This window comes from Hungatella hominis, from assembly GCF_014288005.1.
GTDB classification, from domain to species: domain Bacteria; phylum Bacillota; class Clostridia; order Lachnospirales; family Lachnospiraceae; genus Hungatella; species Hungatella effluvii.
This window is the reverse complement of record NZ_JACOPB010000003.1, coordinates 368,940-387,209: the sequence shown is the minus strand read 5'-3', so window position 1 is coordinate 387,209 and position 18,270 is coordinate 368,940. Positions and strand designations below refer to the sequence as shown.

The window sequence follows — 18,270 nt, the reverse complement described above, 5'->3', positions numbered from 1 at the left end:
GAGACTGTGCAGTTCTATGAAAAGCTAATTTTTGTCATGAATTTAACTCAAACGACGAACCGGGAGCTGGCCCTGGCAGCGCAGGTAGACCCCTCCATCATCAGCAGATTCCGCAACGGGAAGAGAGGGCTTCCGCGCCATCTGGAGCCGCTGCGCAGCATGGCGGATTTCCTTGCCGAACGCTGTACCGGCGAATATCAAAGAAGAGCTCTTTCAGAGATGGCGGGAGTCAGACGGGTCCTCATGGACAGGCAGGATCAGCTGTCAGAATTTTTATTTTGCTGGCTTTGTGGTGACGCGAACGGAGTGGACAATTTCATGCGCAACTTTGAATCCCTGACTATTAAGGGGGTGGCGTCCAACTCCACCCTGGAGGCCGCAACGATCAGCCGTAAAGGGAATTTTATTCATTTTGGGAATGAGGGAAAGCGTGCCGCGGTGCGGTCCATGTACCAACACCTGCTGGCCCGGCAGGAACCTGGCACGATCTGCATTCTTGCCGATGAGACCGACGATTGGCTGATGGAAGATTATGATTTCACCTCCCAGATGCAGGCCTGGCTGCTGGACTGTATCCGGCGGGGCTGTCAGATTTGCCACATCATACCGCCGATCTATTCGGGTGATCAGATTTTGGAATCCCTGGCCCGCTGGATCCCGCTCTATATGACCGGCAAGGTAAAAGCCTTTTTTTATCCTCATATCCGCGACCGCCTTTACCGGCACACCATTATTATGGTGCCCGGACAAATCGCGATTGCATCACATTCCATGGCGGGTGAGCCCACCAGCTATGGCACAATGCTGACCACAGACCCGGGGGTGCTCCGGGCGACGGAATCGGAGTTTCAGTCCTACCTCGCTCTGTGCCGGCCTATGCTGAATACCTACTCGGAACCCCAAAAGCTGTTCCAGTGCTTTATGAAATTCTTATCCCCCCAGGGCTTCCGCATACAAAAGCTGATTTCCTTATCTGCAGTGACCGCACCCTTTGAACTTGTCGCGGACTCCATCGGAAAAAGAGAAGATCCCGAGCAGAAACGCCTGGGAGAGCTTTACCTTCAGGAGATGAAGCGGCTGGAAGAGGAGCAGGACCAGTACAATCTGATCGATATCGTTCACCTGGCCAGCGCTGACCAGGTCCGCGCCGGCACAGTACCCATCACAGCCACCTGCTGGTCAATCGGCGCCCTTTACTACACCCCGGAGACCTATACCATGCACTTGAAGAAGATTCTGCATATTTTGGATACCCATGAAAAATACCACTTTGTCCCCCTGGAAGGACCTGTTGAACAGGAGAACTCCCTTATGGTTAAGGAAAATCACAGAGCTCTTCTGGTGCATACCTCGGAGCCCTTTACCGTCTTTGAAATCTCCCAGCCTGAGATCGTGGCCTTATACCGTGAGTATCTGTTTCGTCTGGCGGAGAAAGCAGGCTTCACCGGTATCCACCGTTCTAAGATAAAATCCAGGCTCCGGGAACTGATCCATGAGCTGGAAGAGTGACACAGATCAGACAGATCGGAAACGCAAGCGGGACAGATGTAGCCGTCTGTTATAAAGCCATAAAAGGTGTTTTGTTCTTCAAACAGAAAATCAGGTCCTTCTTTACCTGCTTCCATTTATAAGATATAATTGAGCAGTAAATAACAGATGGTATGTCGAGCGGCAGATGGCAAAATACGCTCTGGCCGGTTATTACAGAACGGATGAGTTAAAGCCTGGTGAGGAGAAAGACGTAACCGTGCACATCAATGAAAGAAGCCTGTCCTACTGGAATACAGACGGAGAGCTTCAGGAACAGAGCGACGGAACGACCGGCAAATGGAAGGTTGCAGAGGGAACCAGAGTTGTCTATGTCGGAGCGTCCTCGGACAATCTTTTATTAGAGCAGACGGTAGATGTAACAGCAGAAAGTTCAAATGGTTCGAATAGTTCGGGCAGCTCCGGCAGTTCATCGGCGGTTACCGGTTCGGTGGCAGGCAGCTGGAAACAGGATTCCAACGGTTGGTGGTACAGCTATGCGAAGGGCGGATATGCCTCCGGTAAGTGGGAACAGATCCAGAATCAGTGGTACTACTTTGACACGGTAAACTGCAATATGGTGACCGGCTGGCTGGAGTTAAATGAAAACTGGTATTACTTTAATGAATCAACAGCGAATCAGGCAACCTATACGTTTAATGAGGAAAAGGGAACGTGGGTGTATTCGAATGATTCCGCGATTCCGTATGGAGCGATGTATGCGAACCGGGAAACTCCGGATGGATACTATGTAAATTCGAATGGTGAAAGGTCGAACTGATCGCATTTGCAGTAAAAAAAGGATGTCGGAAAATAGATAATTTTAATCAGAGGGTGCCGCCCAATCATCAAAACAGATGATTGGGCGGCACCCTCTGATTAATTACACCTTTTTCCTGACAGTTTATCTTTATCAGCCAATGCAGGTATGTCCCAAGACCAGTCTTTTGATCGTTTTACCAGACTTTTTGCAGGGAAGTATTCCAGTCTGCTGAAAACGGACTGTTATCCTCCTCCTTTATTTCCTCATATAACCGGCGTCTTTTATATGCCTGGGAATCGGTATCCTCGGGGGCATTGCCGCTCCAGTAGGAATAGCCGTAGAAATAACTGTTCATAAAGTCGTCCCAGGAAGTAAATTCCTGTTGGATCATCTGTGCAGTCACCAGGGATTTGTCCATGGCTTCTTCATAGGTATAGAATCCTGCAAGGTATCCCCAGCCTAACAGGGACATGGCCCGGCTTAAATCCCAGCCGGCGATGGCATGATCGCCATATGCGTTCTTTGCATCAAATGCGGCAAGCATGATTGTCTGCTCCTCATCGTCAAAGCCGTTGGTTTCCATGGCTGTGATCAAATCTTCTCTGGTCATACCTTCTGTTCCTGACTGGGCCAGGTAATCCAGGGCTTCGCTGTTATGACCTTTCGTGACCAGCCGTTCCACGGTTTCTTCCAGGGAAGCCTGATCGGTTACACCCCAGTCTCTTTCCAGCATGGTCTTCATGCTGGTTTCGATCATACTGCCTGGTTCATAGCCAGCCGGAATGTTCAAATCTCCCCCGTTTAATGAAGTGATGACAGCATAGGAGGCGTTAAACCACCGCAGTGTATCGGCGAGAGTCTCCGGCTCAGGGATCTCCAGCTCTTCGAATCCCAGATTTGTTTTTATGGAAGCTATTTTTTTGTCGTATCCCTTTGTGCCGGAGAACATGAGCAGATAATAGGCGCGTTCGGTCTCGCCGCATTCGATAAAGAGCTTGCCGCTGGCGCCGTTCTTCTGGGTCATGGTTCCGTCCTTGGCGATTGTCGCCGTCATGCCGGCAAGGGCAATGCTTTCTGTGTTGTCCAGCTCGGTGGTAGCCGCTGCTCCGTTTAAAAACAAAGCGTCGGCATAATTAAAGAAGTCTTCCAGGCTTTCTACGTTACTTCCCCCCTGCCCTAAGAGCTGTCCCTTTGTCATACCCATAATGACGGCTTCCATACCGTCATCACGGCTTAGGTTCATCAAATCAGTCAGTCCCATGGTGTCGCCTTCTGTCCATTCTCCTGGAAGGCTCACGGAAAACATACCGCTCTCTGCTGTGTAGGTGTTTAACGGCTCCTCTTTGACTGCGTCTGCGCCTTTGCAGCCGGTAAATAATGCCGCTGCCAGTATTGCGGCCGCGAGCACCCTCCAATTCTTCTGTAAGCTTTTCATTCTCGTTCTCCTTTGTTTGGTTTAGCTGCTGATTAAGTGCAGCTGATTTTATTATACAGGATATAGCGGTGCCCCTGGTGGGGAGTGATATGTAACCCGGTATAGAGGTAAATTAACTTTGCAGCTCCCTGATCAGTTCCCGAAGGCGGGATTTAATTCTGGTCCGGTGTATACCGGTGTAACCCTGTTTTTCCGCAAGCCGAAGCAGATACTCGCGGTATAATGCGACAATTTCAGGCTGCGAAATTTCAAATATTGTAAAGGGCTCCGAGGTGTGTACCAGGAGCGCTTTATTATTTTCTTTTACCATGATGGAACTCTCCTGTTCAAGGGGCTCTTCCAAAGGAACAAAATGATAGGTCTCACAAGTCTCCATAATATGCAGGATATTCTTCAGGTGCAGGGCATAAGTCTCCGGCGTATAGTAAAGGCGTTTTGCTGTACCATACGTGCAGACAATAGGGACAGTACCGGCTCGAACCTGTTCGGCGCTGGCCAGATGGACGATTTCAATCATGTTGTAATGGCTCCGGTCCTGTTTTTCCATTTCCTGATAATAAATTTCGCCCAAGTCTTTCAGTTCGGCATCTTCCCTTTGCTCAATCGTATTGTCGATTAACTCAAGCGGTGCGGTTACCCCGGAAAGGGAGAGCAGCTTTTGGATGCAGAAACCATGGGCAGCGTGAAAATTAACAACGCACTGGAGCAGATTCCGTGGTTGGGAATAGGTATTCAGCATGGGCCGGCACAGAGATAAGTAGTCCTGAAATTCAGCCTCTATGGCCTGGAGCAGCCTGGGGTCAGTGGTCAGCATTGATGCATAGCTGGAAGTTTGACCGGACATGGAATGAGAGGCAAGAGCAATCTGACCGGGCAGTAATAAAATAGTATGACGGTGGAGGCGGTCGCGGATATGAGGATAGAAGTATGCGTGTACCTTCCCGGTTATGTAGAGCGGCATCCAGCGGCTCAATGATTCCAATATCTGGTCCCCGGTATAGATAGACGGAATAATATGGCAAATCTCAAAACCCCTCTGTAAGCAGCCCAGCAGTCCGGCCTGCATACTGGCTGTAAAATCATAATCCTCCATCAGCCAGTCATCTGTTTCATCGGCCAGGATGCAGATCGTACATGGTTCCTGCCGGGTCTGCAGCTGCTGATACAAGGCCCGAACGGCGGCCCGTTTCCCCTCATTTCCATAGTAAATAAAATTTCCCTTGGAACTGATTGGTGGTGAGTACGAACTAACATTCGATGCGGCTTCCTCTATTTTCAGAGATTCAAAGGTCCGCATAAACCGTTCCACCCCATCTGCATTTCCGCTGAACCAGTGAAAGAGAAAATCCGACAACTGGCTTCGTTTCGCTGTTATAATCCGTTTGACTCCTGCCGTCTCAGCCAATGCACGCCGCTGATATTCCGTATTGCAGCGCTCTGAGAAATATAACGCCATACTGCGCAGGAGTTCGGGATTGCGGGGGACACCCCTCTTTCCATTGCGTAAACGGCTTATTATGGAAGGGTCAACCTGAATCGCCTGTGCGAGTTCCTTATTTTGTGTCTGGGTAAGATTCATAATAAAAAGCAATTTTTCATAGAACTGCATCGATCAGCCTCCTTTTTTTCAAGTATAGCACATAATCTCTCATTTAACAAGAAAATGGCATCTGAAATGACAATAAAGTGGCATTTTCATTTCGAGTACTTATGCTTGAAATATTGCTTAACATCATTTAAAATAAAGTAATTAAAGCCATTAGAAAATGTGTCATTAAAAATGACAAAAAATGCCATTTATTCAATAGCGGATGTTATCATGAGAAGGGCACACGATGAAATGAGGTAGGTACAGAACTATGCTGTTAGATAAGAAAATTTTAGTGGTAGAGGATAATGAGATCAACCGGATGACGCTATGCGCGATTCTGTCCTCCCAATACACGGTCCTGGAAGTGGAAAACGGAGCCCAGGCCCTTGCTGTATTGGAGAAATACAGGGAGGGGATCTCTTTGATTCTGCTGGATATTCAGATGCCTGTCATGGATGGATACACATTTCTTCGCCATTTTAAGGCAGATTCCCGATTTGCCTCTATTCCAGTCATTGTTACCACATCCAATGATCGTGAAGAAGACGAAGTGACTGCCCTTTCTTACGGAGCTACGGACTTCATTACCAAGCCTTACCGTGCCCAGGTTATCCTGCATCGCGCAGCCAGTATCATTCATCTGCGTGAAACCTCCGCATTGCTCAATCAGATTCAATATGACCGGGTAACGGGTGTATACAGTAAGGAATTTTTTTACCAGCAGGTCAGAGATATCCTTTTCAGGAATCCCGATGTGAAGTATGATATCCTCTGCTCTGACATTGAGAATTTTAAGTTAATCAATGATTCCTTTGGCGTCTCTGCAGGGGACCGGCTGCTGAAGCAGGTTGCAAAGCTGTGTACCCGGAGTCTGGGGGACCGCGGGATCTGCGGACGGCTGGGCGCGGACCAGTTCGCCTGCCTTCTGGAGCACAGGGAAGATTATGTGGATGAGATGTTCACCCAAACCGATGACCGGATCAACAATGGTTTTCATGACCAGAATGTAGTGATGAAGTATGGTATCTATATGGTAGAGGATCGTGAGGTGCCCGTCGAGCAGATGTGTGACCGGGCGCTTCTGGCGGCACAGAGCATCAAGGGGCGGTACGGAAAGCATTTTGCCTTATACGATGACGAGCTTAGAGGGACGCTGCTGCGTCGTCAGGCGATTACAGACGGCATGGAAAACGCCCTTGTCACGGGACAGTTTGAGGTCTATTTACAGCCAAAGTACCAGATCCGGGATGGCCGACTGGCAGGAGCTGAGGCGCTGGTGCGCTGGAATCACCCGGAATGGGGGTTACAGCCGCCAGCGGAGTTCATCCCTGTCTTTGAACGTAATGGTTTTATAACAAAGCTGGATCAGTACGTCTGGGAACGTGTATGCATTTTGCTGCGGGACTGGGATCGGAAAGGCTATCCCTGCATCAGCATCTCAGTTAATGTTTCGCGGATGGATATCCATAATGTGGATCTGGCTGCGGTTCTGACCGGTCTGGTTGAGCGTTACGGGCTCTCGCCTTCCCGTCTGCATCTGGAGATTACGGAAAGTGCCTACACGGAAACCTCCAGGCAGCTGATTGAGACTCTGGGCAATCTGCGAAAAATGGGTTTTATTATTGAAATGGATGATTTTGGCAGCGGTTATTCCTCCTTGAATATGCTCACAGAAATGCCGATTGATGTGCTGAAACTGGATATGAAGTTTATCCAGACTGAGATTAAAAGGCCGGCAAGTCAGGGAATCCTGCCCTTTATTGTAAGTCTGGCCCGTTGGATGAAGCTGAGTGTGGTCGCAGAGGGCGTGGAAACCCGGGAGCAGCTGGAGAGACTTCAAAACGGCGGCTGTGATTATGCCCAGGGCTATTACTTTGCCAAACCTATGCCTGCCGAGGCATTTGAGAAGATACTGACAGCACCGTCGTCAATCGGAGCCATAGAGGCCGGCCAGACCGCCGCACCAGAGGCCAGCGCCGGTTATAGAAAGAAAACAGCAATGACTGCCTGGGAGACTTTGCAGGCATTTTGCAGCGCCTGGTTTGAGAGACGCTGCGCAGCGGAAACTTACCTCTTTTTAGCTGAGGAGTTTTGTTTTGTGGGAACTGGCGAGAATGAATTCGCACACAGTCCACGGGAAATGGAAGAGTATCTGGAAAGGGATATTCTGGAGATTCCCGAGCCGTTTTCTGTAGAATTAATACCCTATCAGGAACAGGAGATTGACTCCCGGACCTGCAATCTGTCAGTAGGGATGAATCTGATAAATTCGCAGTACCGCTGGCGGTTAAGAGGCTTTTTTACTCTGGTCAGAGATCAGGGAAATCATTGGCGTTTTCGCACCCTGTGGTTTTCAGAGCCGGGGAGCAGCCAGATGGGGGAAGAGCATTACCCCCACACTCTGGTGGTGGAAAACATTGTCAGACAGCGTCAGGAGCTGCTCAATGCATCGCTGCCCGGCGGTATGATGGGCGGATACATCGAAAAGGGCTTTCCCTTCTATTTTGTCAACGGCCGTATGCTGGAGTATCTCGGCTATGCCGATGAGGCGGAATTTGTCGCTGATATTAAAGGAATGGTTTCCAACTGCATGCACCCTGCTGACCGGGATTTGGTGGAAGCGGAGGTTGCTGCCCAAATGGCAGTCCGGGGCGAATATATGGTAGAATACCGTATGAAGAAGCGGGACGATTCCTACATATGGGTACAGGATCTGGGGCATGAGGTTACCGCTGAGGATGGCAGGCCGGCCATAATATCGGTATGTATTGATATCACGGCGCAGAAAAAGGCTCAGGCTGAAATTATACATCTTTATAACAACGTTCCCGGCGCGGTATTCCGTGTACGGTATGATGAGAATTTTACTGTTGTGGATGCCAACGACGGACTGTATGAGTTTCTGGGTTATACCCGTGATGAGTTTATTGTAATCGGGAATGGGATGGCCGCAGTGGTTTATCCGGACGACTTGGAAGGTGTGCGGGAAAGACTGTTCACAGATGGGAGCTATGGGGATACCGTACAGGATGAACATCGGTTAGTCTGCAGAGACGGAAGTGTTAAGTGGATATCGATGAAGGCCCAGCTGATGCCCGGAGATGACGGTGAGCTATATTTTTACGGTGTCTTTGTAGATGTTACGGACCAGAAACTGGCCCAGATCCAGATCAGGGAGTTATACGAAAAGGAACTGGCCTATTTTACACAGACAGCTTTGATGGATGGAAGCATTCAGGGGCGTGTCAATGTCACACAGAATAAGGTCGAGAACTATCAGGCCACGGACATCGCAGCCATCGCAAAGGCTGGGGATTCCTATGAACAGGCAATCAGAAAACTGGCGGATTCCTCAACAGATACCGATTATGGTGAATATATCAGCATGGCTCTCGGAAGGGCACGCGTGCTGGAAGAGTTTTCCGCCGGAAAAACAGATATTCATTTCGAGTTTTTACGGAAACAGACGGATGGCGGTGTTTTCTGGAGCAAAACTAATTTCAAATTCCATAAGAACCCTGAAAGCGGTGACGTAATCGCTTTCTTCTATACAATTGATGTTACAGAGCAGAAGATACAGGCGCAGCTTCTTGATAAAGTGACTGAGCTGGATTACGAGATTATTTCCGACGTTGATATTCGCAATGATACCTATCAAGTAGTCTCTTTTCACCCGGAAGCAGCAGGTATGATGCCAGTGAAAGGCCATTTTCAGGAAGAGGCCAGAAAAATCGCAGCAGCTTTTATGGAGGAAGGCATTGGGCGTGAGTATCTCGCAAAATTGAATTTCGGTTATATGCGGAAAACATTGGCTGAACACGGCAGCTATAACTTCATGGCCGAAATCCGTGACAAACACAATCATTCCCATGTAAAGCGGTATCAGGTTTTTTACATCAGCCAGGAACTGGGACGCGTGTGCATTGCACGTACTGATGTAACGGATATCATTCGCCAGGAACAGCAGCAGAAAGAGATCCTTTCAGCTGCCCTGACTGCTGCGGAGCAGGCAAATGCAGCAAAAACGGACTTTCTCTCCCGGATGAGCCATGAGATCCGCACCCCTATGAATGCCATCATCGGCATGAGCGCTATTGCTGCCCAGGCTGTTGGCAATGATGAGCAGATTGCAGAGTGCATCTCTAAAATAGGAATCTCCTCCCGTTTCCTGCTCTCGCTCATCAATGATATTCTGGATATGAGCCGGATTGAAAGCGGAAAGATGCTGTTGAAGAATGAGAAAATACCCATGGAGGATTTTCTGAACGGCCTCAATGTCATCTGTTACAGTCAGGCAGAGGCAAAAGGCGTGGATTACGAGTGTATTGCAGCCCCAACCCTGGACGATTGTTATATCGGGGATGCCATGAAGCTGCAGCAGGTCCTGCTCAACATCTTATCCAATGCCATCAAGTTTACAGGTGAGGGCGGCAAGGTAACCTTTTCCGCTGAACTTCGCAAAAAAATTAAAAACGGCGCTGAACTGCGTTTTATTGTCAATGACAACGGTATCGGTATCAGTGAGGATTTCCTTCACCACATATTTGAGCCTTTCGCCCAGGAGTCCATGGGAACCACTGCTATATACGGAGGTACGGGACTGGGACTGGCCATATCGAAAAGTATTGTTGACATGATGAGCGGGAAAATCACGGTGCGTTCCATCAAAGGTATCGGCTCAGAATTCATTGTGGATGTGCAGTTGGGCGTTACAGATGAAGAATTGCACCGCCGTAACAGGAAAAGGACAAATCCCCATTTTTCTGCTTTGAAAACGCTGGTGGTGGATGACGATGTAATGGTGTGTGAAAGCGCGGTAGCTACGCTTAAGGAGATGGGGATTACTGCTGAATGGGCAGACAGCGGCCATAAGGCCATTAAACAGATACAGGAATTGTACGAGGCCGGCAGGCATTACGATATGATTCTGGTTGACTGGAAGATGCCTGAAATGGACGGAATCGAGACTGCCCGGCGTATCCGTGCGATAGTTGGTCCGGAGGTTACGATTATTATCATGACTGCGTATGACTGGGCAGCCATTGAGCATGAGGCAAAGTCGGCAGGGGTAAATCTTCTGATGAGCAAGCCCATGTTCAAATCATCCCTGATTTCCGCTTTCACCAGAGTATTAGGCGAGAAGGAGGAGACCGGGGCAGGGAATGATCCTGTAATATACGACTTTACCGGGCGCCGGGTTCTTCTGGTAGAGGACAATGCGATCAATACCGAAGTAGCTGTGATTATTCTTGAGAGCAGGGGATTTGTTGTGGATACTGCGGAAAATGGACTGCGGGCCATTGAGATGTTCAGTAAGTCCGAAGCAGGCAGTTATGACGCTATCCTCATGGATATCCGGATGCCTCAAATGGATGGGCTGACGGCTGCCAACAACATACGGCATATGACCAACGCCGATGCCGGGACTATCCCGATCATTGCCATGACGGCCAATGCTTTTGACGAGGATATTGAAAAGAGTAAAGCTGCCGGGATGAATGCGCATCTGGCAAAGCCGATTGAGCCGGAACGGCTGTTTCGGGTCCTGTATGATTTTATTCTGGGCCGAGAGGAGGAATAAACAATGACAGATGTGATGAATCATGAACTGAAAGCAATCCTCGACAGTATCCCCAGCGGTATGTGCATCTACCGTGTGGAACAGGAACGGCTTTATCCACTGTATCATAACCCGGCCTTCTTTAAAGTTTTAGGACCGTCAAAAAGGCACGCCCAGGTCAGGGAGCAGGTATCGTTCGCCGGCGTTCATGAGGATGACCGCGCCGCTTTGCAAAAAGAACTGGCCGGTCTGCTGGCAGGTGGAGATATGCTGCGGCATACCTGCAGGCTTTTTCATGAAGAACTGGAGGAATACCGGTGGATATGTATGGAAGGTGCCCGAAGAGCGGCGTCTGATGGCAGTGTGTTTTTGTATGTGGTTTACAGCGATGTGACAGAACAGAAGCGGCTTGAGCAGTACTTTCAAAATACTCTGCAGAATCTTCCCGGCGGGGTAGTGGTAGTCCGCTATGAAGAGGATGGCAGCATTATCCCGGAATATATTTCGGAAGGTCTTGCAGTAACCACTGATATGCCGCTTGAGGATACCTGGGAGTTATATCGCCAGGATGCCCTGACAGGCGTACATCCAGACGATCTGGAACGTGTGCGTCAGCAGCTGGATGCATATTTTGTCAGTGGAAAGAGCCAATGGGAGATCGAGTACCGGCTCTTAAAAGGGTCAGGAGGCTATGTATGGGTAAAGAACACCCTTTCGCTCATCGAGCATGAGGGCGGCGAAAAGAAGATATATTCCATCTTCAACGATATGACAAAAGAGCGTGAAGAACGTGCCCGTGTCCGGCAGAATTACAATGATCTGCTGCTGCAGCATCATCAGAAGTCGGACCCCAACGCCCTGGTGATGGGGCACTGCAATATCACTGAGGACAGGATCATACAGATCAGCGATCAGACCGGAGCCGGGCTTTTAGATAGATTTGGAGTTGTCCGGGAGGATTTTTTTACCGGTCTGTCCGGGTTGATTGTGGAGGAAGAAGACCGGAAAAATTTCCGGAACACCTTTCTGCGCGCCCCCTCGCTGGCCGCTTTTGAGCGTGGAGAAACTGTAAAAATACAGGAGGTCTACGTTCAGCTGCCAGGAGAGGAATCAGGGCGTTATGTAAAATTTGAAATGAAGATGGTGGCTACACCGGACAGCGGCGATGTCACGGGTATCTTGACGGTTACAGATATTACAGAACAGATTATTTCCGACCGGATCGCTCGCCGGCTGTCGGTCAGTGGTTATGATTTTGTAGCGGATGTGGACTTAAAGCGTGACACCTACAAGATACTGTCCCAGGATGAAAATGCCAGATGCATGCCGCTTAAAAAGGGGATTCACTCATACCGGGTGACCCAGCTGCTAAAGTGCGGGATTGTACCAAGGGACCGGGAACAATTTCGGAAGGGTCTTGATCCTGAACGTATGCTTAACAGGCTGAAACAGGGAAGGACCTATACATTTGCCTATTCCATGGTTGACAACGAAGATATCCGAACCAAGAATATCACGGTTTCCCCCATTGACCTGCGGCTGGGCAGGGTATGTCTTACCAGGACGGATATTACGGATTCTATCCGGGAACAGCGGCTGCTGCTCCGGGCGGTTGCCTGTATCTGTGAACTGGCCGCCTTCATTGACGTTGCTGCAGGGACCTTTCTCATGTATACCAGGGAGATGATTCTGGAAAATCTGCCGCCCCATGCCGCGCAGAACTATAATACGGTTTTGGATAAACTGGCAGGCAGCTATGGGACGGCGTGCGGCCATGAGGAGGTGAAAAGTAATTTTCGTCTGGAAACTCTGCTGCGGCAGTTGAAAGAGAAGCCGGACGGCTACGAATTTGTCCTTCCTTATCAGAGCGGAGACAGTCTGCGGTATAAGCAGATCAATGTTTTGTGGGGGGATCAGAATCATAAGACAGTCTGCCTGCTGCGGGCAGATGTGACGGATATGCTGGCGGCAGAACGGGAAGTGAAGGCAGAGCTGGAACGGGCCCTTCTGCTGTCCCGTGAAGCCAGTCTCGCCAAAAGTGATTTTCTGTCTGCAATGAGTCATGACATCCGCACACCTATGAATGCGATCATGGGAATGACCACATTGGCAAAGGCCAACAGCGGTGATCCCCTTAAGGTTCGGGACTGCCTGCAAAAAATATCTTCCGCCTCCATTCATCTGCTGAACTTAATTAATGATGTGCTGGACATGAACCGAATTGAGAGGTCACAGATTACATTGAACCGGGAGCGGATATACTTATCGGAATTGGTACAGCAGGTTGGGGAGATTATTGTTCCCCAGGCAGAACAGGCGGGGCTGAACTATGAGATTCAGCTTGGCGAGATAGAAAACTCCTGTTTTTACGGCGATACCCTGCGTCTCTCCCAGATCCTCATTAATGTTTTAGGCAATGCGGTCAAGTTCACACCGCGGGGAGGGACTGTGCGTTTTAAAGTGGAGGAACTTTCTGCGCTGTCGGATACCCAGTGGGTATCTTACCGTTTCACGATCAGCGACACGGGAATCGGTATGGAGGAAGAGACGCTGGCACATCTCTTTGAACCCTTTGTCCGCAGCCGTGTCGTATCCCGGGTGGAAGGGACAGGACTGGGCCTGAGTATTGTCAAGGGGCTGGTCGACCTGATGGGAGGCAGTATAACCGTTCAGAGCGAATTGGAAAAGGGTACAGTATTTATCATTGAGCTCAAAGGCGAGATCGTGTCATCCGGCCACAGTCAGCTTGCCCCGGAACCGCCTTCAGAAGCTGTAAAGGACGATCTTTTTTCAGGACGCCGCTTTCTGATCGCGGAAGACAACGCGATCAACGCAGAAATCATTTCCGAACTCCTGCGTATGTGGGGAGCACAAATCGAAGTCAAAGGTGACGGGGCGCTGGCCGTGGAAGCATTCTGTGCTGCGGCACCGGGAACCTACGATGCCATCCTGATGGATATTCAGATGCCTGAGATGGACGGCTATGAGGCTGCCCGGACCATCAGAGCGAACCGAAGACCAGATGCCGGAACCATTCCCATTATCGCCATGACTGCCAACGCTTTTGAACAGGATGTGAAAGCGGCTATGGAAGCCGGGATGAACGCTCACATTGCGAAGCCTCTGGATGTGAACGTTCTGTATGAAAAGCTGGCCAGGGAACTGGAATAATCGTGGTTAAAGATGCAAAATCTTCGGGTGAATTTATTTGAGGAGAGATACCGCGTGTTGAATGACAAAAAGATAAAGCAAACAATCATCGCCATATTTTTAATACTTCTTCTGCTATCGGTTCTTATCATTTTTATGCTGTCAAAAGCTGAGAAAAAGAGAAATATTGTGCAGGCAGAATATATAATGGCCAGTGAAATCAGCAAGGTTCAATATGCGATTGATTCCCGTTTGTTAAATACAGAAATACTTGAAATGATTATAGTTAATAACCATGGTACGGTTACAGATTTTGAAATGATAGCTGAGCGTTTATATGAAAATGATCCCGCAATCCGTTGTTTACAGCTGGCGCCGGATGGAAACGTGACCTATGTTTATCCATTGGAAGGCAACGAAAGTGCGTTCGGCAGCCTTTTTGATCATCCGGACAGAAGATCGGAAGCCATGTATGCCAGAGATACCGGAAAGATGACTTTGGCAGGACCGTATGAACTTTCCCAGGGGGGCCTTGGTCTGGTGGCCAGAAATCCTATTTATTTGGAGAACAGGCATCAGGAGGGTACCTTTTGGGGGTTCAGTGTGGTTGTACTGAACGTACCGGAAATATTTAATAAAGCAGAACTGGAAAGCTTATCAGATCAGGGATATTCCTATCGAATATACAGAGTAAGGCCTGAAAATGAGGAAGTCCAAATCATTTCCAGTAACACAGAAAGCGATATGCGGGATGCTGTAGAGGGTGAGATTACTGTTCCAAACGGAACCTGGTATTTAAGTCTTCGTCCTAAAATCGGATGGGTTTCATGGAAAAACATTGTTTTGGAAAGTATGGTAGCCCTGATCCTCAATACGCTGCTTCTATTGCTGACCTATGGAGGGCTTACGATCGTGCAGCAGAAAAAGAAAATGACGGAACTGGCCAATACAGATCCGCTCACAGGTTTATATAATGTCCGGTATTTTATGACAACAATCAAGCAGTTATACGAATGCAGACAGTCATTTGGAGTTCTTTATCTGGATCTGAATAAATTTAAGGAAGTCAATGACCAGTATGGACATGATACGGGAGATAAGCTTCTCGTGGAGGTAGCGGCACGAATCGGAGACTGCCTTAAAAAAGAAGATATCTTGTTCCGCATAGGCGGAGATGAATTTTGTATCGTAGTTATGGATACAAATTCCGGCGATTTTTATGACGCTCTGATCAGGCGGATTGTGGAGCGGATTTCCAGGCCCTATGCAGTAGCAGATATTGTACTGTATCCTGGTATCAGCTGCGGCTATTCAAGATTTCCGGAAGATCAGTCCGATATCGAAAAATTGATTCAGGAGGCGGACAGAAATATGTATACAATGAAAAATATGTGAGCAAAATCCCGGGATTAGAAATCCCGGGATTTTGTGCCTTTAAAAATCATTTAAATCAGGAATCAGGAGTTTTTCAGCCTCATGAATACCGAGCTCTGGCAGGACGTCCACGATTTTCCGCAGCTCATGGAGTAGCAGAAATTCCAGGTCGGAGGAAAAACTGTGGAACTCCTTCTGCTCCAGTGAGGTGATCATATGTTCAATAAACGGAGTGAAAAATATATCAGCCTCCTCTTTCGTTCTGATTATTCTTTCAAGGGGATATCCCCAAAAGAGGAGACGGAGCAGTTCTGAATAAATGGTGCGAAGAGTCTGACAAGGGGCATGGACGGATATCTGGAACAGGGAAACATAGATCACTCTTTCACAGTGTTCCCGGCGTTTTAACTCATGAAGGTATTGCAGCCACTGGCAAAGTACGGTGTCATCCATAGCGGCGAGTGTGAAATCAGATACAGCTTTTCCGGATAAGGCAAAGATCTGAAGGCTTTCAGCAAGGTCCAAAAGCCGTCGACGAAGGTCCGGATGTGTAAAATCACAGTTTTCTGCACCCTGGGAAAACGGCAGCACACGAGCTCCAAGAGGCCTGGAGGATTTGACTGCTCCGATGCTGTTTAACAGGCAGATTGCCCGACGGACCGTACTCACGGAAACACTCTTTTCTGCAGAGAGGCGTTCAGCTGACGGCAGATAGCTTCCAACCGGATAAGTCCCCCGGCCGATCTCTGTTAAAAGTTCCATTGCAAGGGAGTAGCGCAGCTGTGCCGATCTTTCGTAGGCATCCCAGCGAAAGGCGTTTTCTAATCCTTGCGGCTGTTTATCAGGGATAGTGACACTGTACGTGGAAATTCGTTCTTTATAAAAACTATGTAATGTTCTTGAGAATTCAGCCTGAATCACGCGCAGGGTCTCGGGAAGTTCACTCCAGTTACCTTCAAGGCACAGGGCCGCCGCCGTCTGTATCTGTCTGAAGGTTTTTTCTTTTAGCTGCCTGTTATCAATCACATTACAGAAAGAACCGTAAAAGTACAGATAAAGATATCTGGTAAGCCGCATGAAAAGTTCATTTCCCAGAACTTCATATTTGCGGTCCAGAAGTTTCCAAATTCCATACAGGCTCTGCAAATGCCCGCTGTCAGCTGAGTAAACCTGGTCTTTCCAAGTCAGTGCTCCATATTTCAACGCATAGCATTGGGCCTGTCCCAACAGTGGCCATATGCTGCTGCTCAAATCAAATAAGGATTCTCTGCGTTCTGCATAGAAAGTCTGTATATGCTGTTCGATTTCTTCCGGTGCAAATTTTACGGTTACTTTTGCCCCGGCTTTTTTGGATAGAGAGATGTATCCTTCCTGCCGCAGCCGGTGATATGCGGGATTCACCGTATCCAGAGATGTATGAAATTGCCTGCATGCTTCCTCCAGTGCAGGCAGCTTTTCTCCATACCTGTAGTAACCAAATTGAATCTGTGTGAGGTAAAATTTGTATATTGCCTGATGCAGTTCCATACCCTTGTCTGCAATCATTTCGTTCCCTCCTGTCATGTATTATTATAATATAACATTTTCTGTTCCTGTTTTCTACAAAATCCGATGATTTGTTGCTATTTGTATCAAGCTTTGCTATACTCATATTAAAAGTGATGCTGAGCGAATAACATAAATGTGGCTAAAAACATAAAAACTCTAAATATATACATAAATGAGTTGATTATTATGAAATATATGCAACAGAAAAGGAACAAGGCATTTAAGTATCCGGGTACAGCGGATATTTGAATGCCTTGTTTGTATTTGGATAAACTAAAAGAAATTATGTCCGTTTATAGGAGGTTATCATGAGAAGATTAGAAGAAAAGAAGTGGAGAATCGTCACAGAAGAGAGCATCCGCAAATACTGTGAATGGCTGTCCAATTGCGAAAAAAGTGTAGGAACTATAGAAAAATACCGGTATTATCTGCTGCAGTTCCGTAATTATACGAGGGAAAGAAATGTTGACCAGGGAATTGTTCTTATGTGGAAGCATTATTTGAGAAGCCGTTTTGCACCTGTCACGGTGAATGGAGCTTTATCAGCGATTAACGGTTACTTTAAATTTTACCATTGGGAGGACTGCGGCGTCAGATTTATAAAAATCGGTGTAAGTCCATTCTGTCAGGAGAGCCGGGAACTGTCGAAGGAAGAGTATCAGAGACTGGTAGAAGCCGCGATAAACAGAGGAAATGAAAGGCTTTCACTTTTAATTCAGACGATCTGTTCCAGCGGAATCCGTATATCCGAACTTGTATATGTGACGGTTGAAGCCGTACAGAAAGGAAAAGCAGAAGTTGACTGTAAAGGAAGAGTGCGCACAGTACTTTTGACAAAGCAGCTCTGTGTCATGCTGCTTGAGTATGCAAAACGCCGGGGGATCACGGAGGGGACGATCTTTATTACAAGAAACGGAAATGCGCTGGACCGCAGCAATATCTGGAGGGAAATGAAAGCTCTTGGAGCAGAGGCAGGAGTGGAAAAAGACAAGATATTTCCCCATAACTTAAGACATCTTTTTGCCAAAACATACTATGCGGCTGAAAAAGATATATCAAAGCTGGCAGATATTTTGGGACACAGCGACGTGAATACGACACGGATTTATACGAGAGAAAGCGGGAACCGTCACCGGATGCAGCTGGAGAATCTGGGACTGTTGGTAACCGCATACAACAGAATATCTATTTTGTTGTAAAAATATAATATCAAAATTAAATTTAAATCGATTATACTACATATTTTTTTTAAAATCTATATATTTCTTCTTTTTTTTCTATTTTTCGACACAAAAAGCAGATCAAATTTTAAAAATAAAATT

At 47.9% G+C, this 18,270-nt stretch carries 9 protein-coding genes; 6 read left to right on the top strand and 3 right to left on the bottom strand.

The window, feature by feature from the left end; all coding sequences use genetic code 11:
* The first annotated feature begins 6 nt into the window (after positions 1-6).
* Entirely contained in the window at positions 7-1,509 is a 1,503-nt protein-coding gene (locus tag H8S75_RS09685) for a hypothetical protein (RefSeq protein ID WP_349768897.1), read from the top strand.
* Between the two features lie 166 nt (positions 1,510-1,675).
* The gene (locus H8S75_RS09680) at positions 1,676-2,308 is read left to right on the top strand and encodes a fibronectin type III-like domain-contianing protein (protein WP_187021099.1); all 633 of its coding nucleotides are present in this window, start codon (positions 1,676-1,678) and stop codon (positions 2,306-2,308) included.
* A 175-nt stretch (positions 2,309-2,483) separates the two neighbouring features.
* Here the strand turns inward: H8S75_RS09680 and H8S75_RS09675 are convergent, their stop codons facing one another.
* Together H8S75_RS09675 and H8S75_RS09670 are read right to left on the bottom strand one after the other, a co-directional pair.
* Complete coding sequence (locus H8S75_RS09675; RefSeq protein WP_187021098.1) at positions 2,484-3,725, bottom strand: DUF1266 domain-containing protein; 1,242 nt, start codon at positions 3,723-3,725, stop codon at positions 2,484-2,486.
* Between the two features lie 112 nt (positions 3,726-3,837).
* Entirely contained in the window at positions 3,838-5,334 is a 1,497-nt protein-coding gene (locus tag H8S75_RS09670; RefSeq protein ID WP_187021096.1) for a hypothetical protein, read from the bottom strand.
* 250 nt (positions 5,335-5,584) lie between these two features.
* Here H8S75_RS09670 and H8S75_RS09660 point away from each other — a divergent pair, with 250 nt between their 5' ends.
* From H8S75_RS09660 to H8S75_RS09650, 3 genes are all read left to right on the top strand, one after another.
* On the top strand, positions 5,585-10,897 hold the full coding sequence (locus tag H8S75_RS09660) for a response regulator (protein WP_243270219.1): 5,313 nt from the start codon (positions 5,585-5,587) through the stop codon (positions 10,895-10,897).
* A gap of 3 nt (positions 10,898-10,900) precedes the next feature.
* On the top strand, positions 10,901-14,047 hold the full coding sequence (locus tag H8S75_RS09655) for a PAS domain-containing hybrid sensor histidine kinase/response regulator (protein WP_187021094.1): 3,147 nt from the start codon (positions 10,901-10,903) through the stop codon (positions 14,045-14,047).
* A gap of 168 nt (positions 14,048-14,215) precedes the next feature.
* A complete protein-coding gene (locus tag H8S75_RS09650; RefSeq protein ID WP_349768896.1) occupies positions 14,216-15,421 on the top strand; it encodes a diguanylate cyclase domain-containing protein in 1,206 nt (401 codons plus the stop codon).
* Positions 15,422-15,460: 39 nt separating this feature from the next.
* Here the strand turns inward: H8S75_RS09650 and H8S75_RS09645 are convergent, their stop codons facing one another.
* Positions 15,461-16,945: a GntR family transcriptional regulator gene (locus tag H8S75_RS09645; protein WP_187021086.1), complete on the bottom strand. Its 1,485-nt coding sequence runs from the start codon at positions 16,943-16,945 to the stop codon at positions 15,461-15,463.
* Positions 16,946-17,256: 311 nt separating this feature from the next.
* Between H8S75_RS09645 and H8S75_RS09640 the strand changes: the two genes are divergently transcribed.
* Complete coding sequence (locus H8S75_RS09640) at positions 17,257-18,147, top strand: tyrosine-type recombinase/integrase (protein WP_187021085.1); 891 nt, start codon at positions 17,257-17,259, stop codon at positions 18,145-18,147.
* Positions 18,148-18,270: the final 123 nt, after the last annotated feature.

What these genes read in the sequence shown, in the direction of transcription:
- H8S75_RS09680 (WP_187021099.1), top strand. Translation starts at nt 1,676, where the DNA reads ATGGCAAAATACGCTCTGGCCGGTTATTACAGAACGGATGAGTTAAAG.
- H8S75_RS09675 (WP_187021098.1), bottom strand. Translation starts at nt 3,725, where the DNA reads ATGAAAAGCTTACAGAAGAATTGGAGGGTGCTCGCGGCCGCAATACTG.
- H8S75_RS09670 (WP_187021096.1), bottom strand. Translation starts at nt 5,334, where the DNA reads ATGCAGTTCTATGAAAAATTGCTTTTTATTATGAATCTTACCCAGACA.
- H8S75_RS09660 (WP_243270219.1), top strand. Translation starts at nt 5,585, where the DNA reads ATGCTGTTAGATAAGAAAATTTTAGTGGTAGAGGATAATGAGATCAAC.
- H8S75_RS09655 (WP_187021094.1), top strand. Translation starts at nt 10,901, where the DNA reads ATGACAGATGTGATGAATCATGAACTGAAAGCAATCCTCGACAGTATC.
- H8S75_RS09645 (WP_187021086.1), bottom strand. Translation starts at nt 16,945, where the DNA reads ATGATTGCAGACAAGGGTATGGAACTGCATCAGGCAATATACAAATTT.
- H8S75_RS09640 (WP_187021085.1), top strand. Translation starts at nt 17,257, where the DNA reads ATGAGAAGATTAGAAGAAAAGAAGTGGAGAATCGTCACAGAAGAGAGC.